Source organism: Streptomyces sp. NBC_01450 (genome assembly GCF_036227505.1).
Taxonomy (GTDB): domain Bacteria; phylum Actinomycetota; class Actinomycetes; order Streptomycetales; family Streptomycetaceae; genus Streptomyces.
In genome coordinates, this window is the sequence record NZ_CP109481.1 from 1,533,608 (window position 1) to 1,558,065 (window position 24,458).

Consider the following 24,458-nt stretch of genomic DNA (forward strand, 5'->3'; position numbering starts at 1 on the left):
CTGTTGCGTTTTGACGGGCTGACCCGGTTGCTGTGGGCTGGTTGCGGCCATGTTGGATGGCGGTATGGCAAAGGGTTTCCGGCCGGTGGACCGTGACCAGCAGTTCCTGCTCCCGGTGGACATGCGAGAGTGGCTGCCCGACGATCACGTGGTGTGGGTACTGCTCGAGGTCGTCGATCACCTGGACCTGAGCGGCCTGGAGAAACGGTATTCGCTGGGCGGGGTGGGGTGGGACGTCGGGCCTATGACCCGCGGATGATGCTGGCGCTGTTGATCTACGCATACGCAGACGGGATACGTTCCTCGCGGCAGATCGAGCGGCTGTGCCGGACCGATGTGGCGATACGTGTGATCTGTGCGCTGCAGGTACCGGACCACACGGCGATCGCGCGATTCCGACAGATGCATCAGGGCTCGGTGCGAGAGCTGTTCACTCAGGTCTTGTTGATCTGCGCGAAGGCCGGGCTCGGCAGGCTGGGCACGATTGCGATCGACGGCACGAAGGTAGGGGCGAACGCGTCCCGGGCCGCTTCCTGCCGGCGCGCATGGCTGCAGGAGCAGGTCGACGCCATCACCGCGGAGGCAGCTGCCGTGGATGAGACGGAGGACGCCGCCCTCGGAACGGCGAACCGAAGCGCCGAAACGCCGCGGCAACTCCGGTGTCGACAGGATCGGAACGAGCGCATCCGGCGGTGTCTTGAGGAGGTCAAAGCCGAGGAAGCCGCGCGCGGGCAGGATCAGCAGTCGATCGCGGCCCGAGCCCAGGCCTGGTCAGTACACCTCGGGCGCGTTCGCCCAGGTCTGCGACCGTTTCGGGATCCGCAGGAGCATGGGCCGCGTCGGGTCGAGTTACGAGGTGAGTCGGCGGCGGGAATCTCACCCACCGCCGCTCTCAGAACCGTGCGTGAACCTCGCGACTCACACGGCTCCCATTGTTGAACCAGTAGGCAACGCGCCGTGCTTCCAGTGAGCAAACATGCCCGGGAATGCTGAGGCGATCTCAGCCAACCTCCTCCGGGCCTTCCTTGAGGCACGGCGATACCGTTTGTACTTCCTCTGGGCCCATTTCACAAGGAACGGGTTGATCTGCTGTTCCAGAAACCTGATCAATCTGGACTTGTAGAAGCGCCCATAGTAGTTGACCCATCCCGCCACGATGGGGTTGATCACCGCGGCGATCTCCTGAAAGCTCAGCTCGGTACAGCGCCCCAGTCGCCAACTCTGGATAGTCCTCGTCATGGACTTCATGGCTGTTTTGCTCACTGCGGGAAGGAAGCCGGTCTTCAGCCTCCCATCCCGCAAGCGGGCCGCCCGAGGACGGAAGGTATACCCCAGGAACGTGAACTCCGTGACCGGGAAATCCCGTTCACGACCTTCCTGTTTGCAGTACACCACCCTGGTTTTCTCCGGATGGAGACGTAATCCGAACTGCAGCAGCCTGCGCTCGATGATGGTGCGGACGAAGTTCGCCTGCTTCTCACTGGCGCAGTGCACCACAGCGTCGTCGCCGTACCGCTCGAACCTGATCGCCGGGTACTCCCGAGCCAACCACGCGTCGAACGCGTAGTGCATGAACAGATTCGACAACAACGGTGAAATAGAAGATCCTTGAGGAGTCCCCTTTTCCCGCCTGACAAGCGTTCCGTCGGGCTGCTGCACAGGGGCGACAAGCCATCGCTTCACATACAGCAGAACCCACGGGAGATTGGTATGCCTTTCCACTGCCGCGATGATGGGGGCGTGCGGCACGTTGTCGAAGAATCCCTGGAAAGGTCGATCACCCAAGGGTGCCTCCAGCACCGCTGCTTGCACGTCTCCACCGCATCCAGCGCGGAGCGCCTCGGGCGATAGCCATACGAGTCCTGATGGAAGATCTGCTCCACATCTGGCTCCAATGTCATGGCCACTACCGTCTGGGCGATCCTGTCGGCCACGGTCGGAACCCCAAGGCTCCGAGCCCCACCGCCGGCTTTGGGAATGTCAACCGCTCTCACGGGTGGGGGGAAGTAGTTTCCCGAGGACAGCCGGTTCCACAGTTTGTACAGGTTGTTCTTCTCATCCTGCTCAAACTCCGCTAACGACTGCCCGTCCACCCCAGCCGCTCCCCTGTTGGCCTTGACCTTCAGGTATGCGTTCCAGATCAGCCGTTTCGGAATATCAAACGGCTTGCCTGCTGATCTTGTCTCGACCATCCGATTCCTCCCATCTCTGGGTGATCGCCGATCGACACCCAACAACACGTCCCCTTCGCTCCGCCTCTATTACGGAGGGTTCATCACTACTACGGGACGTTCCGCCCTCCCGACGCGCGACCGGTACTCCGGCTCTCATGGCTCTTCGCCACTTGTGCCGCTCCCTCTTGCGAGCCACGTCAAACCCGTGGATCGCTGTTTCGCGTCAAGGAGTTCTCCAGTTCCGTTGTGAAGCCCGGACTGAGCTCGCGCCACCTTCATGCCGGACACCACCAGACCAGTAAGCAGGCACCCGTCTGGCTTATCCCAGGACAGCATTGAGGCCCTGGTTTTGGTGTCGTCTCAGCTTTACGACACGTCGTCAGCGGTTCACTTGCGTTCGCCTTCTCAGCCCCCACCTGCCGCATTCAGTACGGCTTTTCCATGACGCTCACCACCACGACTCATTCACCGCAGCAGCTCATGGTGGTTTGACACCTGCACCTACATACCGATGCCGAAGGACCTACCTTCATCTTCACAACAGCATGGCGACTGTTCGCTCCCGTCTTCTACGTCAGAACCTCACAATCACCTTCTGGACACACCAACGCCCTCGCCGAGAGCTTCTGGCAGGGGCTGAAGAGAGAGACGATGCACCAGAGGCTCTTCACGACGATCAGCCAGGCCAGGCTGGAACTCTTCCAGTGGCTGACGTACTACAACGGGCGAAGGCGCCACAGCTCGCTCGGCTACCTCTCACCCGTCGAGTTCGAACAGCAGCACCAAACAGAACGTAGACTCACACTCGCGGCATGAACCCCTGTGTCCACACTCCGGGGGGCACCTCACCCGGAGACGCCACCCGAAAGAGTGACAACCCGTCTCAAACAATGTGGTCGACGCAGGCCAGCGGGGCTCGTAGCCTCTCGATGTGCCCGCATCCCGAAACATCGACTCCTGGCAGCAGGTGGACTCCCGAGCGGACTTCGCCGCCTACCTCCGCTTCCTGGCCTTCGACTGCGAGCGCGCCTGTGGCGATCAGGACACGGAGGCACCCGCGGCCCTGCACTGGACCCACCAGAGCATCAACGGCTTCTTGTGGGGCTGGGTCCGTCTGCTGGGCAGCCGCATCGGCAGCACCGACCTGCTGCACGAAGAAGCCCCCGACCAGCCCGGCTGGCGGGGATTGGCCTACCAACTCGACACCGTCCGCACGACCCCGCCCGGGTTCAACTGCGTGCTCTCCGACTCCGGGACCAAGCCCGAGGAAGTCGACACCGCCCGCGACCTGCGCTGGTATGCCGCGACGCTTGCCACCGACTTCGCCCGAGACCAACGCGAACGCCAGGCGAAAACCACCCGCGGCGAATGGGCCGGCGACGGAGGCAGCTGGGCACACAGCACCCTCTATGACTGGCTCGCCTCCTGGGCGGCTTGGGTAGGCGCCAACTCGCCTCTCCACGCGCAACTCGACCCGGTCACGTGGAGATCCGTAGCCCTGCAACTCTCGGTCGCGCGCATCTACGAGTAGACCTGTCGGGACCAGATCATCTGAGACGACGAGCGAATCAGACCAGATCACCTGAGACGGGGACCAGATCGACTGAGAAGCCGTATCTCAACCGATCTTGAATGTGCAAGTCGAACGGAGTTCCTGGTCGGGTGATCTTCCGGCGGTACGCGCATGAAGGCAGGGCCTCCTGGTAGCTCGGGGGTGCGACCCCATTCCGAGCGGTTCCCGGAGGCCCTGTTGTCGTTGTTGTACGCGCCCGAGCCCGCCCGCTTCAACTCGCCCGCCCGATCGTGTGATTGCCTCGCGCACGTGTACGGCAACGCGGCCGATCATCCCGATCGGGTGCGCCGGTATCCGTCGGACATGACGGACGCGGAGTGGGCGGCGGTGCGGCCGTTGTTGCCGGTGCCGGCCTGGCTGCAGGGCAGAGGCGGGTCACGATCATCTTTCGCACAATGACACGCTGCGGAACCAACACACCAGCTCACAGATCTTTCTGAACGACATTCAGATGAGCGAGATCTCGGACGTTTCAGTGCGAGACAACACTCAGCAGGTATGAACCGCATCACGGCCACCCTGTTGTCCCTGCTGTTCGACCTGACCCAGCAAGCCGCGCGCTTCAACTCCAGCGTGAACCCGTGGGGGCAACTCGCTGTGTACGACGACATCGACTTCGCTCCCCTCACCGCATGACTCCCGCCCGGTGCCCGCTGCGTGAGGGGCCGTCGGCACCGGGCGGGCCCCTCGGCGCGGAGGGCCAGGCGACCCCCGATTCACCTCGGGCGGCATGGCAGCCCTCCGCGCCGGGACTCCACAGCTCCATCCACGCAAACAGCCCGCACAGACCCTTTCCGAACGCAAAGGAGGGACCGGCCAGCACCAGGTAGCCATCGCCCCACCGTCCCTGGAACACCCATCACGAAGGAGACACACCATGACGATCGCCCCCGAGGCGCCCGCAACCCCGGGACCACTGACGTTCCTTGAGCCGGAGATCACCGGTCGGTGTCAGCTCACGTGCTCGTCGCACTGCTACGCGGAGGCGGGCCCGACGAAGGGCCACGGCAGCATGACCGGCGACGACTGGCGCCGTGTCATCGATGAGGCCGCCGTCCTGGGCGTGGAAACCGTGCAGTTCATCGGTGGCGAGCCCACCCTGCATCCTGAGTTCACCGAGCTGGTCGGGCACTCTCTGGACGCCGGCCTGCGGGTCCAGGTGTTCAGCAATCTCTTCCGGGTGCGCGCGGAGCACTGGAAACTGTTCACTCACCCGTCCGTATCGCTGGGCACCTCGTACTACTCCGACGACGCCGAGGAACACGACCAGATCACCAGCCGGAACGGCTCACACGACTCCACCCGCGCCAACATCGTCGAGGCCGTACGACGCGGCATCTCCGTGAAGGTCGGCATCATCCACATGCGTGACGGGCATAGTTCCGAGCAGGCCCGCGCCGAGATGACCGCGCTGGGGATGACGCGGGTACATGAGGTGCCCCCTGTAGACGGCGACACACTCCCCACCGATAACCCCCTCTGGCAGATCAATCCGAAGATCATCCCACCCGGTCAGCCAAGGTGACAGCGCCCTGACGGGCACTGCCTGTCGCTGTGAGGTGTTCTCGCACCGTCAATCGCCGGGGACATAACGATCCAGCCGCGAATGCCATTGGTCATCACCTGTCAGGTACGGGCGAAAGACTCGCGGGAGAACTCGGTTCGTCCACCGGCGATGGGTCAACGTCCGCACGTCGGAACAGGCTTGAATTGTCTCGGCCACCAGGTCGAAAGCGGGGGCGCACTGGGCCGAGCACGACCCCGACGCGACCGCGCACCCCCTCAAGCGGCGGGGGTGCGCAGCCCATACCGTTGTGGCCTGTGGCACGCTACTTCAGGTAGGGGCCGTCGTTGCCGATCTTGCCGGGACCGTTGAGCACGTAGATCCGCAGATTGCCCTTGCCGGGTGCGGAGACGGACAGCGAGCCGTTGGAGACCGTCCTCACGGTTCCGGTGACGGCGTCCGTGTAGGCGCCGTTGGGGATGCCGGTGAAGGTGGCGTCGCCGGTGACGGTGACGAGCGCGAAGCTGTCCGTGCTGCCGCTGGTGTAGCGACGTTTGAAGGCCATCTGGCCGGTGATGCCAGCGGTCGAGTACTGGCCCATCTGCAGGGCCGGGATGGCCCGGCGGATCTGGTTGAGCCGCTGGAGGTGCTTGACCAGGGGCTGGGCGAGGGTCGTGGCCACTTCGCCGCTCGCGGAGTCGGCCTTGCCGAAGTCCGTTGCGGTGACGGATCCGGCGAGATGGTCGCCGTAGTACGCGCGTCCGGTGGACGCCAGCGGGCAGGTCGGGCCGCAGTCGATCTGCTTGCCCTTCTGGAACTCGATCTCCGAGCCGTAGTACAGCGTCGGGATGCCGCGGAAGGTCCACATCAGGGACATGTTCTCGGCCCAGGCGTCGGTGCCGCCGCTGTAGCGGGTGCTCGACTTGTTGGGGCCGTAGTCGTGGCTGTCGACGTAGACGACGTTGTAGGTGGCGTCGTTGACGCTGTCGTCGGAGTCCTTGCCGTTGTTGTAGGCGTTCTGCGCGTCACCGAAGTTCATGTGCATGCGCATGTCGATGATGTTCATGCCGGAGAACTGGCTGCGGTCTGGCGTGTGGTAGATGTTGCCGTTCAGGAAGGCGTTGGTCGAGGTCGGCTGGTTGCCGGTGCCGAGTTGCTCCTCGTAGTTGTACTGTTCGATCGCCGCCGTCGCGTCGTCGGCGCTGTACTCCTTGCGTTCCTTCCAGGTGTAGAACTGCGCCGAGTGGTTGACCGACCCGCGGTTCCACTTGTCGTTGACGAAGGCGCCGACCTCACCGAAGACGAGGAAGTTCTTCGAGGCGTCCGTGCCGAACTTCTGGGTGACCCGGTCGTAGATCGCGGGCAGGAAGCGGCGGTTCCAGGTGACGCGCGGAATGTGGACGGCCGTGTCGATGCGGAAGCCGTCGACGCCCATGTCGATGTACTTGTCGTAGGCGCCGATCAGGTAGTTCTGCACGGGCGTCGACTCGGTGTTGAAGTCGGCGAGGTCCTCGTGCAGCCAGCAGGAGCGCGAGTCCTCGCCTTCCCAGTTGCCGATCCAGCACTGGTGGTAGTACTGCTTCGGCAACATGCCCGAAGTGGGGCTGGGCCACTGGCAGTTGTAGAGGGTGTAGCCCTCGGCGCTCTTGCCGTCGGTGGGCTTGCCCCAGTTGAGGCAGGTGTTACCGGACGGCTCGGCGGTCGACCACAGGTCGCCGTTGTAGTACGACTTCCCGGACTTGGGCTCGACGGTCAGGCCGTCGTACTCGAAGCCCTCGTTCTTCTCGTCGTAGTACCAGCTCCACTGGGAGTCGCGGACGCCGTACACGGTCGGCGTGAACAGCCCTTTGGCACCCCAGCGGGAGCTGTGGTTGTAGACGACGTCCTGGTAAATTTTCATGCCCTTGGCGTGCGCCGCGTTGATCAGGTCCTGGTAGGAGGCGCCGGCCGACTCCAGGCGAGGGTCGACCTTGTAGAAGTCGTAGCCGTGGTAGCCGTGGTAGTCGTAGTCCGAGCGGTTGATGACGACCGGGGTGATCCAGACCGCCGAGAAGCCGAGGGCCTTGATGTAGTCGAGCTTCTCGACCAGGCCCTTGAAGTCACCGCGGAACATGGGGTCGTTGTTCGCCGCGTTGCCGGACTTCACGTGCTGGCTGCCGCCGCGGTCGTTGGAGGTGTCGCCGTCGTAGAAACGGGCGGTGAGGACGAAGTAGATGGGGTCCTTGCGCGGATCGGTGCCGAGCGGGGTGCCGGCGGGCGGTTCCGGGGCTTTCTCGCCGGTCGTGGCGGTGGCCTCGGCGGAGGCGGGTGAGGTGTTGCCTGCCGCGTCGACGGCCTTCACGGTATATGTGTATGCCGACTTCTCCTCAAGTCCCGTGTCGGAGTAGACCGTTGAGCCGACGTCCGTAACGACCGTGCCCTTGGTGCCGCCGGTGCGGGTGACCTGGTACTTCGTCACCCCCTTGTTGTCGGTGGCAGCTTCCCAGCTCACCACGATCGAGGTGTTGGTGGCAGTCGCGGTGACCCTGACGGGCGCGGTCGGGGCCTCGGTGTCGGGCTGCTCGGCCGCGCAGGGGTCCTTGGCGACGGCGGTGACCGTCCTGTCCTTCACGGTCGTGGTGCCGGTGGGGAGGGTGTAGTCGGCGCTGTTGTTGTTGTCCCAGACACCGTTGCCGTTGTTGAAGGCGGCCTTCAGCGAGGTTGCCGTGCCGATGTCGAGGGTCTTCTTCCACCAGCCCGTGCACGCCGCTTCCATGCCGACGCCGGGGACCGTCGTCCAGGAACCGCCGGCGGGCGCGTAGTGGATGTTGGCGGTGGTCCAGCCGGAGATGGCGGTCGAGTAGTAGACGGTGGCCTGGTTGCCGGTCCCGCCTCCTGTGTCGGTGCACGGGTCGCTGTGAGCGATCACCCCGTCCTTGACGGTGATGGTGCCGGTGCCCAGCGCGTAGTTGTTGCCGCCGTTGTTGTCCCAGGTGCCGCTGCCGTTGTTGAACGTGGCCTGCAGTCCGGTGGCCGAGCCGAGGTCGACGGTCTTCTTCACCCAGTCCGCGCAGGCGGTCTCCATCTGCACGCCGGGGACGGTGGTCCATGAGCCGCCTTCCGGGGCGTAGTGCAGGTAGGTGGAGGGCCAGTTCTTGGTCTTGGTGTAGTAAAAAACGGTCGCCGTGTTCGACGACTCGGCGGACGTCTTCAGGGGAACCTGGGTTTGCGGGAAACCCGCGACTGCGGCGACCAGTCCGACCGAGGTCATACCTGTCAGCAGCGCGCGTCGTAGCAGATGGGGTGGTTCATGGCGCGCGGTCGTCGTCGAAGAGTGTCGTCTCATGTCTCTCCCAGCGCGGGTGCCGGATCAACTTGCAAGCCGCATCTGCAAGTTGCTGCAATTCCTTGCACCCGTGGAAATTACAGGGCCATGACAGAGACGTAAAGGGGTGACGCGGGGACTCAAGTCACCGCGTCACAACCCTGGTTGAAGCACTGAACCGGCCCGAGGACAGCCTCGGACCGGTTCAGCTGGGTATGGCGCTCGACGGTTCGTACTTAGCCCGCCGGGACGAAGGCGCCGGGATGAGTACCCAGGCGGCCGGGGGTCGGTTCGCCGTGGACCTCGCTGATGTACACGGTCATCTGCTGGCGGAGCCGCTCGGCCGCGGCCCGGTTCTTCATGAACGTGGGGAAGCCGTCGATGCCGGTGTTCTTGTACTGCCAGACCTTCTTCAGTCCGGCGGGCGGGGCGATGTCGGTGCGGACTGACCATGCGTCACCGGTCTGGCACTCCTTGGACGGCTGCCAGTTCAGGAAGAGCTTGGCGGCAGCAGGGTGTTCGGCGTCCTTGAGGATCGCCTCGCGCCGGCCCCAGGCCACGAACGGGTCGTCGGAGTCAGGGAGCATGCCGACGGTCTTGGCGGCGGGGTCGTTCCAGGCATCGGGCGTGACCCAGCCGCCGAGACCGATGGCCTTCTGCCCGGCAGCCATCCGGTTTCCGGCCAAGTCCGAGCCGTGCAGGAACTCGGTGTCGCGTGCCGTCTTGGCCTGCCGGATCCAGCCGAACCTCTTCACGTACAGGCTGTAGAGGTAGAGGGTCGCGTCGTCGTCGTTCGGGTACGCCGAGGGGATCCGGCCCTTCCATCTGGAGGCCGCGAAGTTCCTTGACGTCGCAGGTCAAAGGGCTGGTGTGCTCGTCTGTCGTGGTGCTCGCGCTGGTCGTGGGCGGGAGTCTGCGGAGTAGATCATCTGGCGGGGTGTCTTGGGGCGGCTCAAGCGTCGGGACAAGTCATGAGCGTATTGATCTCGGCTCGTTAGGGTGATGTTGGGGTGTCCAGGGGCAGGCCGGTTCCGGCTATGAACCCGTCGAGGACGCCGGGTCGGTACTGGAGGCGTTTGAGCCGATTGCGCACGAGCGTCTCGAGGCGGTCGAGGGCGACGACAGCGAGGTTGGCGAGGCTGCGTCTGATGTGTGCCCAAGCCCCCTCGACCGGATTGAGCTGCGGCGAGCAGGCGGGCAGCAGGAAAACCGTCAGCCACTCGCGTGCGGCGATCAGCTGCTGCATCGTCTTGGAGACGTGGGCGTTGAGCCGGTCCCACACCAGCACGATGGGTGCCTTGACCAGCTGGTGGACGCCGTCCAGGAGGGCGATGTAGTCGCGCTCGCTCATGCCGCGTCGTGTGCCCTTGCCTGCGGGGTGGGCGCGCAGGCGGTGGCACAGGCTGGTGCGGGATCCTGGCCGCATCGCGATCAGCCCGGCCACCGACAGCCGTCCCGAACGCCGCCCGCTCACCGTCACCTGCGGTGTGTGGCCGCGCCGGCCCCAGGTACGCACTTTGGGCGGCCGTCGGGTGAAGCCTGCCTCGTCCTCGAAGCAGATGTAGCCCCCGCAGGCCGCCCGGGCTCTTTTACCTCGGCCCAGGTCGCCTCCTTCCGGGCGGTCACGGCCTGCTCGTCACGCTCGGCCACCCGCCGCAGGGGCACCTGCGGACTGAAGCCGAGCCGGTGCATGAGCCTCGTGGCACCCGGATTAGGAGACGTGGAACTTCCTGCCGATCAGCGTGGCCACCCGGGCGGCGGTCCACACCTGGTCCTCCACCCAGCCGTGCGCTGCCGGCCCCTGCTCCAGATACCCGGCCAGTTTCTCCAGACAGCGCGGAGACAGACGGCATCGCGATCCACTCGGGCCGCGCAAGGCCAGAGCCTGTACACCGCCATCCCGCCACATCTGCTGCCACTGGTAGGCCGACTTCAAGCTCACCCGCAGCCGCCGTGCGACTTCCGGCGGCTTGACTTTCTGCTCGAACAGCCCGGCTGCCTGCACCCGTACCGACTCACGGCGCCGACGCCCCACAGCGGTCAGCCCGCCCCCATCCGCATACCTCACACACCACGGAATACAACCAACATCCCAGGCCCATCAGAGACTTCAGGAAAGATCACCCTAACGAGCCGAAGTCAGTAGCGCCAACTTCGCCCGGGCACGGTTCACTTCATATGCGTCCATACCCCCAAACAGGACCGAGAGGAAGACGTAACGGAGTCCTACTAGGGAATGCCGTTGTAGGTTGTGGCCGTGGTGGTCCGATCAACTGCCTTGGTGGCCATCGTGGCGAAGGCGGTGCTACGACTACGACTCTAGGCGACGCCGATATGCAGCCACAGGGCTGAGCGACGCCTTGCAAGCCGCAAGGACGGTGCCCGACTTGGTGGCATTGCCGATGTGCGAGAAGCCGTACCCGTCCAGCCGCTGAAGTGCGGGCCGGAGCAAGCGATCTCACCCCCGCCATTGTCGGAGCGGACGCCGGAGGTCGTTGTCGACAGTGTGAACAGTGTGGTTCCGCTCTCGAACCCACCGTTGGTCATCACAGTTGCGACCACCGGCAGCGGGGACCGTCTTTCTTGAGTTGAGGCAAGTTCAACTCCCTGTATGCGGGCCCGGCATGGTCTTCGTGGCAGACAAGTCGGTGAAGTGACGGATCTGCGGGGGATCGGATGGCCTGCCTTCCGAAGCGAGGAGACCTGCCGTCTACCCGGCCTGCTGCTGATCATTCGAGAGGTGGCAGAGCTTTGGTACTGGTGGCGCGGCTTACCGAGCCTGCCGGACGATTCGCTGTGCCGGGCCGCCATGGATCCCCCTGCCGGGGATGGAGATCGCTCACTCGTAGCGGAGGTTCTGTGGGTACGAGGACCGCCAGAGTGTGGGGAGTGTCAGCATGGTCACCGCCACGCTGGCGACAGCGCCGATGCCAGCTATCACCAGCATACTGCTCCAGTCGTACACCGCTGTCTTGCCGATGAGACTGAGCAGTGCGCTACCGAGGGTGGTTCCCACCAGCCCTGCGACGAGTAGTCCCATCGCGACTGGCAATGCGGTCTGCCAGAGGATCGAGCAGCTGAGGGTGCGCCGCGGGGTGCCGAAGGCGACGAGTACAGCCAGGACGCGCTTGCGGTCCCGGAGCTGTTCGAGGGCCCCGAGCAGCATGCTTGCCGCGATCAGCAGCAGAACGGCGGTCACGCCGGCCAACAGGGCCCGCCTGATCCCGTCGAGGGCCGTGTCGCTCTTCGCCTGTGTGGGGAAATCGATGGTGAAGGAAGGGTCCAGCCGGGCGGCTGTCGTGCGAAGCCGGTCTTGGATGTCTTCGCTGAACGCCGAGTACCTGATGCTGATGGTGCTGACAGCGTGTGTCATCGCCGTGGAGCCGGCCGCCTGGGGAGTGGCGAGCAGCATCTTCTCGGGGAACTCGCCGTGCAGACTGCTGCTCTTCGCCTCGGCGGAGGTGGTGATGTGCGGCACCTTCCACAGGGGGCCGTTCAGGTCTATGCGCATCGTCCTGCCCGACGTCCATACGGTCGTGTCGGCAGCACCGTCCGTGCCGTGGGGGGTGACGGCGAAGGCGTCCCCATCCGTGCATGTGGGGAGCGAGGCAAGCAGCCTCAGTTGGGCGCATCCGGCGACGCGGACCGTCTCCGGGAAACCGTCGTCGGGTTCGCTCACCGACAACTCAGCGTAGCCGATGGCTTGTTGAACGCCAGGCGTTGAGGAGAACACCGAGGCATACCGCTCTGCGTGCCCCTTGCCGTCGTCAAGACGGGCGACGCCGATGTGCGTGCTCGACGTAGGACTGTTGCCAGCTGCCCGGCTGCCGCCGTTCTGGCCGTGTGCGATGCCGGTGAAGAGGGTCTGCAGTGCTATGGCACCGGCCACAGCGACCACGATCCCGTTGACGGAGCGGGTGGAGGCTTCGCCACTCAGCTGCAGCCGACGGACGGCCAGTTGCCAGGAGAGGGGACCGAATCCGCCGGACACCCTGGTGAGCTGATCCAGGATCCAGGGGAGAACGGCGGTCACGCCGATGAGCAACGCCAGCATTCCGACAACGACCAGGACGATGCTGGTGGCGTCGGGTATGTCAGATCCGTCCCCCACGGATGTTCGGAGCAGAAGCAGGCCGAGTACGGGCACGGCGATGCGCCACCACAGCCGTCTCGTGGCACCACCGGAATGACGAACCACCCCGAGGGGTTCGACAGCCACCCCGTTCATCGCCAGCCTCGTGACGGCGAGAGACAACCCAACTACGCCGGCCACCGTGAGCGCCGCCAGGACAGGTTCCGGGGTGAGATCCACAGTGAACACACTGAGCCCCTGCAGGTCCACCAGCTCGATGAACTGGCGGCCGATCATGAACAGGACTGCGCCCAGAACGACGCCGATCAGCGCGCTGGCCAGCGTCTCACCTGCGGCGATACGGGCTGTCATCCGACGGTCCGCGCCTACCAACCGTAGCGCGGCCAGCCGCCGGTCGCGGTGTTCGCCGCCGAACCGGACGGCTGCGGCGATGAACACCGCGACCGGTGCGAGCAGTACGACTATGCCGACCACGCTCAGCAGCACGAGCTCGGGGGCGAGTGGCTTCTCCGAGTAGACCTTGCCGAAGTGGTCCAGCCGACGAGCTCCTGCGACACCGTCCGCCATGTGCTCGCCGCCCAAGTAGAAGACGTACTCGCCGGGTCCGAGCAGGCCCCCATCTGCGACTTCGCCCGTGATGGGATGGTCGAGGCGCTCGCGCAGCAAGTCACTCCCGGGCGCGGCCAACAGCTTCCGGAGCGCCGGCGACACGACCATCTCCCCAGCACGCGGAAAACGGGTGACTCCGGGAGGCAGCAGCGCCGCAGGCCCCTCGGGTTCCAGCATCCTTCCCCGGATTTCCCTGCCTCGGAACACAGTGTCGATATCACTGACCAACACTGTCCTGCGCGAGGGCGTGACGACCCGGTCGTCGAGATTGGTGTCGATCCGGTGGTGAATCCGTTCGTCACGGTGGTACCTGACGGTGGGCACGCACGAGGCCACCAGCAGCAGGGCGACCCCCAGTCCGATGCCTGCGGCCATCAGGACGGTGCGCACCAATCCGTCCCGGCCGCCGGTCACGGCGAGCCGTGCTCCGAAACTGAGAGCACGAAGACTTCCGAATCGCCGTCGGCGACTTGGGGCTGACGGGGGGGCGGTCTGTCGTGCATTCTGCCGACGTGGGTTCACTGGCATCCTCTCGTGCTGGGCGCGGAGCGCCGACGGCCAAGCCCCTGGGCCATGGGGTGACAAGCCACCCAAGGTGTGCCCGCCAGGACAGTGTGAAAGACCGATACCTGAGGCTTCTGGCCCACAGGTCAGGCTGTACAGCAGCTCACCTTGTGCGCATCGAGGCATGGAGCAGCCGACGACCCAGAGCGCCGCCTGGCATGCTCCGGACCATACACTGAGGGTATAGAGGTTGTTGTGAAGCTTGCAGTGCTTGTGTGGCGTTTTTATCGACCATGGGTTCAACAGTGCTTCCGTGGCTACCGCCCGGGCAGGCTGGAGGTTCGTCCTGAGACCGGACGGGTGAGCTGAGCGCCCAAATCCGCTCGGGCAACCGGATCTCCGGCGCGGCCCTGGGGCAGGTGCGCCGCGCAGGGCTGTCACAAACGGGGAGGCCGTCTTGTCCTCACCATGAACAGTCCCTGCTTGGAGGAATACATGAGCGCTGAGCACGCACACCTGCCCCCAGGCCTTGACGTGATCACGACCCTGCCGGCGGCGGCGTCCCGGATCCCGGCCGGCGCCGAGGCCAGGACCATCCGGATCACCCTGCCGCCCGGTGACCTCGGCGCACCGCCGCACCGGCACCCCGGTCCGCTGTTCGGCTACGTGACCCAGGGCGAGATCCTCTTCGAGCTGGAGGGGCAACTGCCCCGGGTGCTCAAGGCCGGTGACGCCGTATTCGAACCCGGAGGCGACGTAATCCGCTACCAGGGCGCCAACAACCTTCCGGACGCGCAGTCGCAGCTGGTGATGACCATGTTCGCGCAGCCGGGTACCCCGGTTCTGACCGTGGTCAGCGCGGAGGAGCTGGCCGAACGACGACACCAGCGGGTTAACCGGTCATGATGACCACTACTCCGGAACTCTCTTTCCGCTGAGGGCCCCTGGCGGTGTGGACACTCTGACAATGGATCTTGTGGATCCGAGGAAGGGTGTCCTGGTGGGACGTAGGTCTCCGTATCCGGCGGAGTTCAGGAACGACGCGGTGGCGTTGTATCGCGCGGCGGGTGGGAAGCGCACGTATGCGGCGGTCGCGGCGGACGTCGGGGTGACCGGCGAGACGCTGCGCAGCTGGGTGCAGGCCGACGAACATGCTGGCCGCGATCACAGCTGCGGCGAGCAGGACGTGGAGAGCGGGGACGAGGAATTGGCCCGGCTCCGAGCGGAGAACAGCCGGCTGCGCATGGCCGAGAAGGAGTGGGAGCTCGAGCGGGAGATCTTGCGCCGGGCGGCGGCCTGTTTCGCGAAGGAGATGAAGTGAAGACCCGCCGCTGGGACTTCGTCTCCGCCCGCGCCAAGGCCTTTGGTGTTCAGCGGATATGCCGGGTCCTGCAGGTCTCGCGCTCCGGCTACTACCGGTGGCTGGCCGGCGCGAAGGCCCGCGCCGCCCGGCAGGCCGCAGAGGACGCGCTTGTCGCGGAGATCCGCGAGGTCCACACCGCGCACAAGGGAACGTACGGGGTCCGCAGCGTCCACGCCGAGCTGCGGGGCTTCGGGCACACCATCAACCGCAAGCGCGTTGAGCGCCTGATGCGCCGGCACGGTATCGAGGGCCGGCACGTACGGCGCCGCAAGCGCACCACGGTCTCTGACCGGCTTGCGCCGCTGGCTCCAGATCTGGTCCAACGCAACTTCTCCGCCAGGCAGTTGAACGAGAAGTGGTGCGGTGACATCACATACGTGCAGGTCGGTGGGACGTGGCTGTATCTCGCCTGCGTCATCGACATCTGTTCACGCCGGGTGCACGGCTGGTCGATGGCCTCCCACATGCGCACGGAACTGGTCATCGACGCCCTGGAGATGGCCGTGGCGACCCGCGACGGCCACGTGGACGGGGTGATCTTCCATGCGGACAGGGGCTCAGTACACATCGGCCGCGTTCGCGCAGGTCTGCAATGGTTTCGGGATCCGCAGGAGCATGGGCCGCATCGGCTCGAGCTACGACAGCGCCCTCGCCGAGTCGTTCTGGCAGGGGCTCAAGAGGAAGACGATGCACCAGAGGCTGTTCTCCACGATGCATCAGGGATGCATCGGGCGAGGCTGGAGATCTTCCAATGGCTCACCTACTACAACGCCCGCACGCGCCACAGCGCTCTCGACTACCTCTCGCCAGTAGACTTCGAACATGCCCGGCACGCTGCAGGGCTTCCCCGCCGGAGCCTTGCAAGTGGGACACGATACGTGTGACACGCTCCAGGCCAGGTCCTCGGTCGTGGTCCCGCTGCTGCGCGACGCGTTGGTCCCGCCGCGTTGCACCCGTTTGTCCGCGGCGGCCTTTTCCCGGGAGGCGATGACCAGCTGGAGCCGTTCGTCGTGACCGCCCATGCGTCGCAGCGGCTGACCATCCGGGACGGCATCGAAACACTCCTGCCCCGGACGGGCGTTGCACGTCGGGCACTTCCGCTGCACCCACTTCTTGCGCGCGACCTGGTCCTGCAGTTTGCCGAGCCCCCGCCGTACACGCGGGCCCTGGCACCCTGCAGCAGATCAATCTGCGCCCGGGTCAGCGGAACGTCACTATCCGGCAGCTGGGAGATCGCCCTCAGCAGACCCCGGACATCATCGAACCGCTCATGCTCCAGTGCGAGCTTCAGTTCCGCCAGGTACGCCTTCCGCTTGTCTGTCGCCTGCTGCGCCTGACGTGCACGCTTCTCCGTCTCCTGCTTCGCCGCGTCGCCGGTCAAGACCACCCGCTCGCCCTTGTGCCGCCATGTGACGATCTCCTTGGTGCGCTCCAACAGCCACTGCTCGGCCGAGTCGCGGGCGCCTCCTTCAGCAGGGCCGGCACACGGGTCCTGCGGCTCAGCAGGCCGTCGCACTCCTTTATCAGCTTTCGGGTGTTGGCGATGTCGCGGCCCAGGCGCGCGGTGGCCAGGCGCAGCAGAAGGCGGCGGACCTCCGGCGATATCCGGGCCGACTGATCGTGCGTTTCGGCCTGGGGGTGCGCCGGCGGCCGGGCGATGGGCCGGTTCGGAAGGTCATCCAGCGCGGGGGTCACCAGGCCGGCGGGGCCCAGGGAGCACTGCTCGGGGGTGAACCACTGGGTGCCGCGGGCGGTCTCGGTGCCGATCCAGACGCGGCGGGTCGCAGCTGTAACCGCTGACCCTCTGCATCGTTAACCGGCCCGTATGGGGAGCGGAATGTACCGCTCTGTCCCCTTGTTCAAGGAGCTGATATGACCGTACGCGGACGTTGGGCCGGTGCCGCATTACTCGCCGTCACCCCGACCACGAAGCATCGTCTCTCTCATCGTTCACCCGCAACCATGCTCATGGTCGGTGGCGCGGCAGCCGCCGCGCTCGGGGTGCTCGGCGCCCCCCAAAGCGCAGTGGCAGCCGCTCCGGACGGCTTCTCGTGCGATGGCCAGATCTTCTACGTGGCCACGAGCACCGCTACAAACGAACTCCAGCTCGGTGTCGCCGGACCGGGTACCGTCTCCTTCTCCCCCCTCGGCCCGGCCGTGCCGGCCTACAACGCGATGGGCGTGGATCCGGCCACCCACTACGTTTTCGCCCTGCGCGTCCGCGACGCTCACCTCCTGCGGATCGACAAGGCGGGCCAGACCACCGATGCCGGGGCGATCGCCGGCCTCCCGGGCGCGGGATACTTCATCGGAGGATTCGACGCCGCGGGAAACTACTACGTGTCCGGCCCTGACCCTTCCGTCCTGTACAAGATCGACGTGAGCACGCGGAGCGTGACCGGCGTCGTCCACCTGAAGTCCCGCCTGCAGGGAGCCGACATCACGTACTCGGCGGGGTACTTCTGGATGGCGACGAACGACGGAGGCATCCAGCGCATCGACCTTGGAACGGGAGCCGTCGACAAGTTCACCTCGCCCCTGCCGGCCGTCAAGCCCGGCTACGGCGGCGCCTTCACCTACGGCAACGGTGACCTGGGCTTCTTCAACAACAGCGGATTCCTGGCCCGCGTCAACGTCGCGCAACCGGACAGCGCCAAGCCCGACTTCCATCTCCTGTCCAGGCAGAGCACGCGACCCGGCGGCAACGTCGACGCGACCTCGTGCTTCATGGCACGCGCGGACCTGTCGGTGACCAAGACCGGGCCCGCCTCGGTCAAGGCCGGCGACCGGGTCACTTACCAGATCACGGTCACCAACCACGGCCCCTCCGACTCCTCGGGCTGGACCGTCAACGACGACCTCCCCGCGGGCCTGCTCAACCCCAGCAGCCCCACCCCGGGCTGCACCATCAGCGGTGACAAGCTCTCCTGCACCGGCGGAAGGCTGGCCGTCGGCGCCAGCCACACCATCACCGTCACCGGCACCGCCGGCTCCGGCGACACCACGATGACCAACACCGCCACCGTCTTCGGCAACGACCCCGATCCCAACCCAGGCAACAACACCTCCTCGGTCCACACCGCCGTCGGCGTCCCGGGCGGCGCGACCGGCTCCCCGGGCATCCTCACAGGCAACGCCGTCCGGACCCCGATCCACGCCCCCGTCAACCTGTGCGGGAACACGATCGACATCGTCGGCGTGCTCAATCCTGCGTTCGGCAACACCTGCGCCAACACCTGACGCAGGCGGTCGGGCCCGCTCCCCTCTCCTTCGCTCCGATGCTGATGGCTAATTCGGGGCCTTGCGTGACGTCGGCCTTCAAGACCCGGCTGTGGTCTTGAAGGCCGACGCTGTCGTATGGAGCAACCTAACGGAGTCCTACTAGTAGGGTCGGGGACTGGCGCGGTGGCTGACGCCCCGTTTCCAGTCCCCGCCGCTTCAAACCGTGCATGCAGTTCTCCCGCACACGGCTTTCCGACATCGTTCACCAGCTGGCATGCGCCATTGCCCTGTGCACGTTTCCGGTAAGACGGTAGACACCGAGCCGGGTGATCCACCCATAAGTAAATCGGGTAGTCCAGTTCCTGCCCGCAAGTCTGTGTTTCGCGCTGGCGAAGATCGCCAGCCGTTCGTGGACATAGCCGTCGACCACGTTGAACTTCCGTCCGGAGTTCCCGTTACGGAAGTACGCCGCCCAGCCCCGCAGGACCGGGTTGAGATCGGCGACCACGGCGGATACCGGCCGCTCAGTCTTCGAACGAGCGGTCGCCGCACGGACTTTGTCCCGCAGTACCCGCATCGCCCTGGCCGAGGGCCAGCGCTGCAAGTAGTACCTGCCCCGCCATTTCCACGATTCCATCTTCCGGTGGTGGAAACCGAGAAAGTCGAAGCCCTGCCCACCTCGGGTGAGGCGGACGATGCCGGTCTTCTCGGGATGCAATCGCATCCCGAGCCGCTCCAGCACTCGTGCCGCCAATTCACGGGCCTGTTCGGCCCGTTGCTCCGTCGGCGACAGGACTACGAAATCATCGCAGTACCTCACCAGCGTCCCCAGCCGGCGACCTTCGTTCTGCCACTCCTCGTCGAGAACGTGCAGCGCGACATTTGCCAGCAATGGGGAAATCGGTGAGCCCTGCGGGGTTCCTGCCCCGGTAGGCAAGGTCGCCCCGCCCTCCAAGACTCCCATCCGCAGCCAGGCCCGGATCAGCTTCAGCATCGGCCGGTCCACCACACGCCGTGCCACTTGGGCCATCAGCGCCTCATGGTCGATCGTGCCGAAGCAGTCGCGGATATCGGCCTCGAGCACCCACTCCCGCCGCTGGTTCGCGGCGACACGCACTGCTTCGCATGCGTCGATCGCGGACCGCTTCGGCCGGAATCCATAGCTCGCCTCGGTGAACTGGGCCTCGAGTACTGGTTCGAGGACCAGTTTCGCAGCCGTCATCACCACTCGGTCCGCCACCGTGGGGATCGAAAGCGGCCGGAACTCCCCCGGCCGCCCCGGTTTGGGAATCTGGACCCGCCGCAACACTGCCGGACGATACGTATGCGTCCGCAGTCTCTGCGAAAGGTCCTGGAGGAATGCATCCACTCCCGAGGTCTCCACCGCGTCGACGGTCATGCCGTCCACGCCGGGGGCACCTCGGTTTGCGCACACACCGGCCCACGCCCGCCTCAGAACGTCCATGCGGTGGACATGGCCATACAGGGCGTGAAACCGGCGTTCGGGTTCTTGCTTGGCACAGCGGTAAAGCGTCCGTTGCAGAGCTCGGACCTTGTCCAGAGGACGGCCACCCGGCCCTGCGGCGTCTTCCTCCCGGCGGATGGAACTAGCCGAAACGGCACTCATCCGGGTCCCTCCCTGATTTCGAATCGCGTCGATGAAGCAGGGGCCCTTCGCTCCCAGCGGGTTGTGTTGTCCCGCCGATCGTCACTACTACGACCCCCTCCGACTGCCTCTCGACAACCCGCCATTTCCCGGTTCTGCCGGTTATAGGAAGGCCACGCTTCCCGGGCCGCAATACCCGGGGCCGAGGAGGCTCTCTCCAGTTCCCAGGACAACCTTCCGACCATTCCACGCCCCTTACGCCGGGAGGTTCTTCGACGACCGCTCCAGGTCCGAGATCGTCTTCCGTGGCCTTCGCCAAACAAGCACAGGCTCGGCTCCTCCTTGGCCCGCCCGCGGGCGGGGGTTAAATGACGACGCTGCAGGCTTCACTTCATGTTGCGGACTGGTCGGTCGCACGCCCCCGAGGGGCGCTTGTCACTCCACTTCGACGTCACCATTTCGGGCGACGCCGGGAGTCAGCTACCGGGGACCCTGGCGTCTCCCCGGACCGGACTTCCACCGGCTGGCTATCCTGAGCTTGTCGTCCGGTTACATCGTTCACATCCCTTCTGAACTGGGAAGACGTCCGGACTGCTGGACGTACGCTTGGTCTTTAACATCCGGCGTCGAATGGTGCGTCGAACTTGATCACTCGGTTCGGTAACCGGCATACGCGGAAGCGGCCTTCGGCTGAACATGTGCTCCGACCAAGGAACACACTGAAGCTTCCCCTTGATCGTGGACACCTGGAGACTGGGACCTAAGGTTCCAGAGGAAGTAGCACCAGGTGGGAAGCAAGTACACGAAGCGGTACACAGAGGAGTTCAAGCGGGACGCCATCGCGCTCGTCGACTCCTCGGGCAAGACGGTCACCGCCATCGCCCGGGAGCTCGGCATCAGCTCCGAGTCCCTGCGCGGCTGGTACCGCCAAGCCAAGGCAGACCAGGGCGAGGGCCGCCCTGGCGAGCTCACCACGCAGGAGCGCGAGGAGCTCAGGCGGCTGCGCAGGCAGAACGCCGAGCAGGCAAAGACGATCGAGGTCCTGCGAAAAGCCGCGGTCTTCTTCGCGAAAAAGAGCGATCGGTGAACGATACGTACGCGTTCATCGAGGCGGAGAAGACCACCCACGGCGTCGCTTTCCTCTGCAGGCTGCTGAAGGTGGCCCGCTCCTCTTTCTACGCCTGGCTCGCCGCGCAGAAGACCCGCGCCGCCCGCCAGGCCGCCGACGCGGCCTTGACCCACGAGATCACCGTCATCCACCTAGTGCCGCGACAGGCAACGTTCGCCCCGTCGCGACGCCCGGCACGCCCTCTCGCCGCACCGGCCGAAAGCCCAAGTACGTCCAGTACGAGGACTTCCGGCCGGCACGCCGAGAGCACGCACCGGACGCCGCTCCTTGACGGGCAAACGTTGCCTGCCGCGGCACTAGCCTCCCGTGGAACCTACGGCGTCCCGCGCGTCCATGCCGAACTGCGGCGTCTGGGACAGTCTGTGAACCACAAGCGCGTCGCCCGCCTGATGCGTGAGCACGGCATCCAGGGCGCCCACCGTCGCCGGCGCCGGTCGCTGAGTTGGGGCTGCAGCAGAGCAGCGGACGCACCGGATCATGCTTCGACAACGCCGCCGCGGAGAGTTTCTGGGCCCTACTCAAAGAGGAAATCGGCACCCGAATCTGGCCCGACCGGGCCACCGCCCGCGCCGAGGTCTTCAACTTCATCGAGACCTTCTACAACCGCCGCCGCCTGCGCAAGCACAAGACCTTCGGCTACCTCACCCCAGCCGAGACCAGGCAACGGCATCAACACACCCTCGCGGCATAACCATCGAGTGTCCGAGATCACGGGCAAACTTCACGCCCCCTATCACCCCAGACCAATACAACGACGTGCCCACCTGACGCTGCACCCCCAGCGCGCAGAAGCCCCGACGGAGCAAACCGGCGGGGCTTCGTCATCTCACGGTAGATCTCTCGTGCGACGTACCGTCTGAGGCAGCGGTTGATCTCGCGTTTGGTCTTGCCTTCCGCGAGGTGCCGTTGCAGTGCTCCGGCTCACCGTTCCCGACAGCGTAAGGATGCCCCCGGGGACACCGCGAGGTGTATGCCAGGCAGCGCGCGAGCGTGTGTTCGGGAAGGCGTCGGCGCGAACGCGGGGTGCCGGTAACGAGCGGCGAACCAGGTGACAAGTAACTCACCAGTTAAAGCGGCGGGCTCGGGCGCGTACAACAACGACAAGCGGGGGTGTGTAATGGATGCCGAGCCCGGACGGCCGAGGGCTGGCGCTGACCGTTCAGCTCGCTGGTGACGGCGGACAGAACGAAGCTGGACGAGGTGGCCCGGAAGTGGCGCGGCTGCGCCTGACGAACGGCGACGACATCAGTGAGGACGAAGCCATCGGTCATCTCGGGGCGCTGGCCGGCCTTGCTCGCCAGGCCGCGGACCGTGGCCACCGGCTCTACTGCTCCGCGACGCGCTGGCACGGCCCCGGCCACGGTCGGACTGCTGCGAGGTGACGCCGCCGCGGAAGGGCACATACCTACGGCAATGGACGCCATGACTTATGCCTCAGCTCCGATTGTCTAGTCGTGTGACTGAGGCACCGGTGATGGCCTTCCGGCCAGACTTGCAACACGTTCCGGCTTGCAGGCCAAAGATGCTCCTGTGCAGCCGGTCCACTGGTCCGCGGCCGCAGGTTTCGAGGATGGCGGCCTGCCCGGCCGCGGCACCTACCCCTAAGTAGTCAGCCGTGGCAGGGCTGTGGCGAACGAGCGCACCGACAAGCCCGACTCACATACCCTCCTCACTGATACTGGAGCTCCCCATGCCCGACACCTCACCTCAATCCACCGGACCCAGGGTCGCCGTCGTCACAGGCGGAACCGGGGCCATCGGTGGAGCCATCGTCCGCACTCTGGCGGAGCGCGGCCCTGTCGTGAGGGCTCGCGATGGCGCCGGCAGCATCACCTGCGACCCGTCCAGCGCCCAAGACGCGGCGCGCCGCAGCACGCCGCGTCCTGACCGGAAACGACCGAGCACCGTCCCGGGCCTGACTTCCCTCCCGACACCGCACGAGAAAGAGACCCGCGCGAGCAGTCGTCGCACACCACGAGACGTCTTGCCGCATCAGGAACAACGCTTCCCTGTCGCTGATAGCACGGACTACGAGATGGCCGCTCCGCCGAACACCGACACCTTGGACGGCCCTGCCGCCGCCGCGGCGGATCCAGCCGAACTCTTCGCGCTCTTCCACCATGTGACCATGCCGTTCATCGACCGGTTGTACGCGGCCGCGGTACAGATGACCCACGATCGCCGCGACGCCGAGGCCCTGATTGAGGAGACCTACCTCAGGGCTTTCGACTCCTTCGGGTCATTGACCTGGCAGACAGATGCCAGGATGTGGATGTTCCGGTTCCTGGCCGAGACCGCGCTCGATGCCCGTGGCGAGCGACAGCGCACGGTGCGCTCGAGCTCTCCGATGCGACGCTCCATCGGCCGGTTGCCGGACACAGAACGCCCGACGTTGCATGTTCCCCAGACCGCCGAGGCGCAGGCTGTGGGCCGGCTGTCGGAGCATGCGGTGAAGAACGCGCTGCAGCGACTCCCGCGGAAGCTCGCCATCGTTGTATACCTGGCCGACGTTGAAGACTTCTCCCGCATGGAGATCGCGGAGATCCTGAGCATCCCACCCAGCACCGCAAAATCCCGGTTGCACTATGGGCGACGGTGTCTGCACGGGCTGCTTACCGACCCCGCACGCCAGCGCGGGCTCCTGTTCCACACGACCAATGGCTCCGTCGAAGGCTCGGTCACGCCGCGATGGCAGGCATTGGGTGCCTAGCTGACAGCATTCTGAGCGGCTTTTCGGACGGCAAGGGCCCCTATGCCGACGGTCGGTTGCCGGACGCGGGCTGGATTGCCTACGTCGGTGACGGTCTCTCGGGGATCAGCGGATCAGCGGATCACGAATGGCAACGAACTCATGGCGGAGTATCAGTCCGCTGGTCGTCCCTTGCGCTACTGGCACAAGCCATTCCAGATGCAGTTCAGCTTCGAAACCTGGGCAGTCATCGTTCAGCGTCGGATGCGCTGGGGCGTAGGAGCCGACGGCGAGTGGCGTCGTGAGTTCCTCTGGATTCTGGCCCCAGCACCCTCCCCAGAGCGCGAGAGCAGCAGTCATTCACCGTAGCAGCGGTAACTGCGAAAGCCCCCAATACGCCGACTACCCCAAGGAACGCACCACTGCCGGGAGAGCCGATCTTGCAGGTCGACCCCGTACAGGACCTAGCCAAGGGCGGGGCGGAGCTCCCTTCGAACATGATTGCCCTGCGCCCGAACTGCCACGCGCTCAAGACCTACGGTGCCAACAGGGACAAGCTTCGACGCCTCCTCGCAGCCACTGTCCGCCGCCTGCACGCGAAGGCCCTTGGGTAGCGGGATGTACTCAGCGAACGTGCGCTCATTGTCCGGCTCGATCGAGGGCTCAGAGACCCGGGGGTTGCCCCGCC

General features: G+C 65.6%; 15 protein-coding genes and 7 pseudogenes. 14 read left to right on the plus strand and 8 right to left on the minus strand.

All coding sequences use genetic code 11. The features are described from left to right. Positions 1-64: 64 nt before the first annotated feature. Both OG568_RS55665 and OG568_RS55670 read left to right on the plus strand, forming a co-directional pair. Positions 65-259 (plus strand): hypothetical protein, encoded by a 195-nt coding sequence (locus OG568_RS55665; RefSeq protein ID WP_329537640.1) that lies wholly within the window; start codon positions 65-67, stop codon positions 257-259. Next, positions 256-939 (plus strand): transposase, encoded by a 684-nt coding sequence (locus tag OG568_RS55670; RefSeq protein ID WP_329537641.1) that lies wholly within the window; start codon positions 256-258, stop codon positions 937-939. The genes OG568_RS55665 and OG568_RS55670 overlap by 4 nt, the downstream gene beginning before the upstream one ends. Here OG568_RS55670 and ltrA (OG568_RS55675) read toward each other — a convergent pair. Then, positions 919-2,192, minus strand: a pseudogene (gene ltrA, locus OG568_RS55675) (group II intron reverse transcriptase/maturase). The gene OG568_RS55670 and the pseudogene ltrA (OG568_RS55675) overlap by 21 nt on opposite strands. 576 nt (positions 2,193-2,768) lie before the next feature. Between ltrA (OG568_RS55675) and OG568_RS55680 the strand changes: the two are divergent. The 5 genes and pseudogenes from OG568_RS55680 to OG568_RS55700 all read left to right on the plus strand — a co-directional run. Beyond that, positions 2,769-2,990, plus strand: a pseudogene (locus tag OG568_RS55680) (integrase core domain-containing protein); the annotation flags it as partial. 115 nt (positions 2,991-3,105) lie between these two features. Beyond that, a complete protein-coding gene (locus OG568_RS55685; protein ID WP_329537642.1) occupies positions 3,106-3,705 on the plus strand; it encodes a hypothetical protein in 600 nt (199 codons plus the stop codon). A 291-nt stretch (positions 3,706-3,996) separates the two neighbouring features. After that, positions 3,997-4,122, plus strand: a pseudogene (locus OG568_RS61950) (transposase); the annotation flags it as partial. A gap of 123 nt (positions 4,123-4,245) precedes the next feature. Then, positions 4,246-4,383: a hypothetical protein gene (locus OG568_RS55695; RefSeq protein ID WP_329537643.1), complete on the plus strand. Its 138-nt coding sequence runs from the start codon at positions 4,246-4,248 to the stop codon at positions 4,381-4,383. A gap of 241 nt (positions 4,384-4,624) precedes the next feature. Then, entirely contained in the window at positions 4,625-5,272 is a 648-nt protein-coding gene (locus OG568_RS55700) for a radical SAM protein (RefSeq protein WP_329537644.1), read from the plus strand. A gap of 304 nt (positions 5,273-5,576) precedes the next feature. Here the strand turns inward: OG568_RS55700 and OG568_RS55705 are convergent, their stop codons facing one another. From OG568_RS55705 to OG568_RS55725, 4 genes and pseudogenes are all read right to left on the minus strand, one after another. After that, positions 5,577-8,576: a carbohydrate binding domain-containing protein gene (locus OG568_RS55705; protein ID WP_443077952.1), complete on the minus strand. Its 3,000-nt coding sequence runs from the start codon at positions 8,574-8,576 to the stop codon at positions 5,577-5,579. Positions 8,577-8,791: 215 nt separating this feature from the next. Next, positions 8,792-9,310 (minus strand): hypothetical protein, encoded by a 519-nt coding sequence (locus OG568_RS55710; protein WP_329537645.1) that lies wholly within the window; start codon positions 9,308-9,310, stop codon positions 8,792-8,794. 239 nt (positions 9,311-9,549) lie between these two features. Then, positions 9,550-10,623 (minus strand): annotated as a pseudogene (locus OG568_RS61955) (IS630 family transposase). 771 nt (positions 10,624-11,394) lie between these two features. Beyond that, on the minus strand, positions 11,395-13,671 hold the full coding sequence (locus OG568_RS55725) for an FtsX-like permease family protein (protein ID WP_329537647.1): 2,277 nt from the start codon (positions 13,669-13,671) through the stop codon (positions 11,395-11,397). Positions 13,672-14,256: 585 nt separating this feature from the next. Here OG568_RS55725 and OG568_RS55730 point away from each other — a divergent pair. Both OG568_RS55730 and OG568_RS55735 read left to right on the plus strand, forming a co-directional pair. Then, positions 14,257-14,667 (plus strand): cupin domain-containing protein, encoded by a 411-nt coding sequence (locus OG568_RS55730; RefSeq protein ID WP_329537648.1) that lies wholly within the window; start codon positions 14,257-14,259, stop codon positions 14,665-14,667. A 94-nt stretch (positions 14,668-14,761) separates the two neighbouring features. Then, positions 14,762-15,945 (plus strand): annotated as a pseudogene (locus tag OG568_RS55735) (IS3 family transposase); the annotation flags it as partial. Here the strand turns inward: OG568_RS55735 and OG568_RS61960 are convergent. Continuing rightward, the gene (locus tag OG568_RS61960) at positions 15,841-16,230 is read right to left on the minus strand and encodes a zinc finger domain-containing protein (protein ID WP_443077953.1); all 390 of its coding nucleotides are present in this window, start codon (positions 16,228-16,230) and stop codon (positions 15,841-15,843) included. The pseudogene OG568_RS55735 and the gene OG568_RS61960 overlap by 105 nt on opposite strands. A gap of 856 nt (positions 16,231-17,086) precedes the next feature. On the opposite strand from OG568_RS61960, the gene OG568_RS55740 reads away from it, so the two are divergent. Beyond that, complete coding sequence (locus tag OG568_RS55740) at positions 17,087-18,364, plus strand: DUF6923 family protein (protein ID WP_329537649.1); 1,278 nt, start codon at positions 17,087-17,089, stop codon at positions 18,362-18,364. A 244-nt stretch (positions 18,365-18,608) separates the two neighbouring features. Here OG568_RS55740 and ltrA (OG568_RS55745) read toward each other — a convergent pair whose 3' ends face one another. Next, entirely contained in the window at positions 18,609-19,973 is a 1,365-nt protein-coding gene (gene ltrA, locus OG568_RS55745; protein ID WP_329537650.1) for a group II intron reverse transcriptase/maturase, read from the minus strand. A 766-nt stretch (positions 19,974-20,739) separates the two neighbouring features. On the opposite strand from ltrA (OG568_RS55745), the gene OG568_RS55750 reads away from it, so the two are divergent. From OG568_RS55750 to OG568_RS55755, 3 genes and pseudogenes are all read left to right on the plus strand, one after another. Continuing rightward, a complete protein-coding gene (locus OG568_RS55750; RefSeq protein ID WP_329537652.1) occupies positions 20,740-21,039 on the plus strand; it encodes a transposase in 300 nt (99 codons plus the stop codon). 176 nt (positions 21,040-21,215) lie between these two features. Further along, positions 21,216-21,500 (plus strand): annotated as a pseudogene (locus OG568_RS61965) (IS3 family transposase); the annotation flags it as partial. 23 nt (positions 21,501-21,523) lie between these two features. After that, on the plus strand, positions 21,524-21,772 hold the full coding sequence (locus tag OG568_RS55755; protein WP_329537653.1) for an integrase core domain-containing protein: 249 nt from the start codon (positions 21,524-21,526) through the stop codon (positions 21,770-21,772). A gap of 17 nt (positions 21,773-21,789) precedes the next feature. On the opposite strand, the pseudogene OG568_RS61970 reads toward OG568_RS55755, so the two are convergent. Next, a pseudogene (locus OG568_RS61970) lies at positions 21,790-21,978 on the minus strand (hypothetical protein); the annotation flags it as partial. A gap of 793 nt (positions 21,979-22,771) precedes the next feature. On the opposite strand from OG568_RS61970, the gene OG568_RS55760 reads away from it, so the two are divergent. After that, the gene (locus tag OG568_RS55760; RefSeq protein ID WP_329537654.1) at positions 22,772-23,791 is read left to right on the plus strand and encodes an RNA polymerase sigma factor; all 1,020 of its coding nucleotides are present in this window, start codon (positions 22,772-22,774) and stop codon (positions 23,789-23,791) included. Positions 23,792-24,458 lie beyond the last annotated feature (667 nt).

Excerpts from the sequence above, each read along its gene's own strand:
- OG568_RS55665 (WP_329537640.1), top strand. The coding sequence starts at position 65 with ATGGCAAAGGGTTTCCGGCCGGTGGACCGTGACCAGCAGTTCCTGCTC.
- OG568_RS55670 (WP_329537641.1), top strand. The coding sequence starts at position 256 with ATGATGCTGGCGCTGTTGATCTACGCATACGCAGACGGGATACGTTCC.
- OG568_RS55695 (WP_329537643.1), top strand. The coding sequence starts at position 4,246 with ATGAACCGCATCACGGCCACCCTGTTGTCCCTGCTGTTCGACCTGACC.
- OG568_RS55700 (WP_329537644.1), top strand. The coding sequence starts at position 4,625 with ATGACGATCGCCCCCGAGGCGCCCGCAACCCCGGGACCACTGACGTTC.
- OG568_RS55705 (WP_443077952.1), bottom strand. The coding sequence starts at position 8,576 with ATGAGACGACACTCTTCGACGACGACCGCGCGCCATGAACCACCCCAT.
- OG568_RS55730 (WP_329537648.1), top strand. The coding sequence starts at position 14,257 with ATGAGCGCTGAGCACGCACACCTGCCCCCAGGCCTTGACGTGATCACG.
- OG568_RS55740 (WP_329537649.1), top strand. The coding sequence starts at position 17,087 with ATGCTCATGGTCGGTGGCGCGGCAGCCGCCGCGCTCGGGGTGCTCGGC.
- ltrA (WP_329537650.1), bottom strand. The coding sequence starts at position 19,973 with ATGAGTGCCGTTTCGGCTAGTTCCATCCGCCGGGAGGAAGACGCCGCA.
- OG568_RS55760 (WP_329537654.1), top strand. The coding sequence starts at position 22,772 with ATGCCCGACACCTCACCTCAATCCACCGGACCCAGGGTCGCCGTCGTC.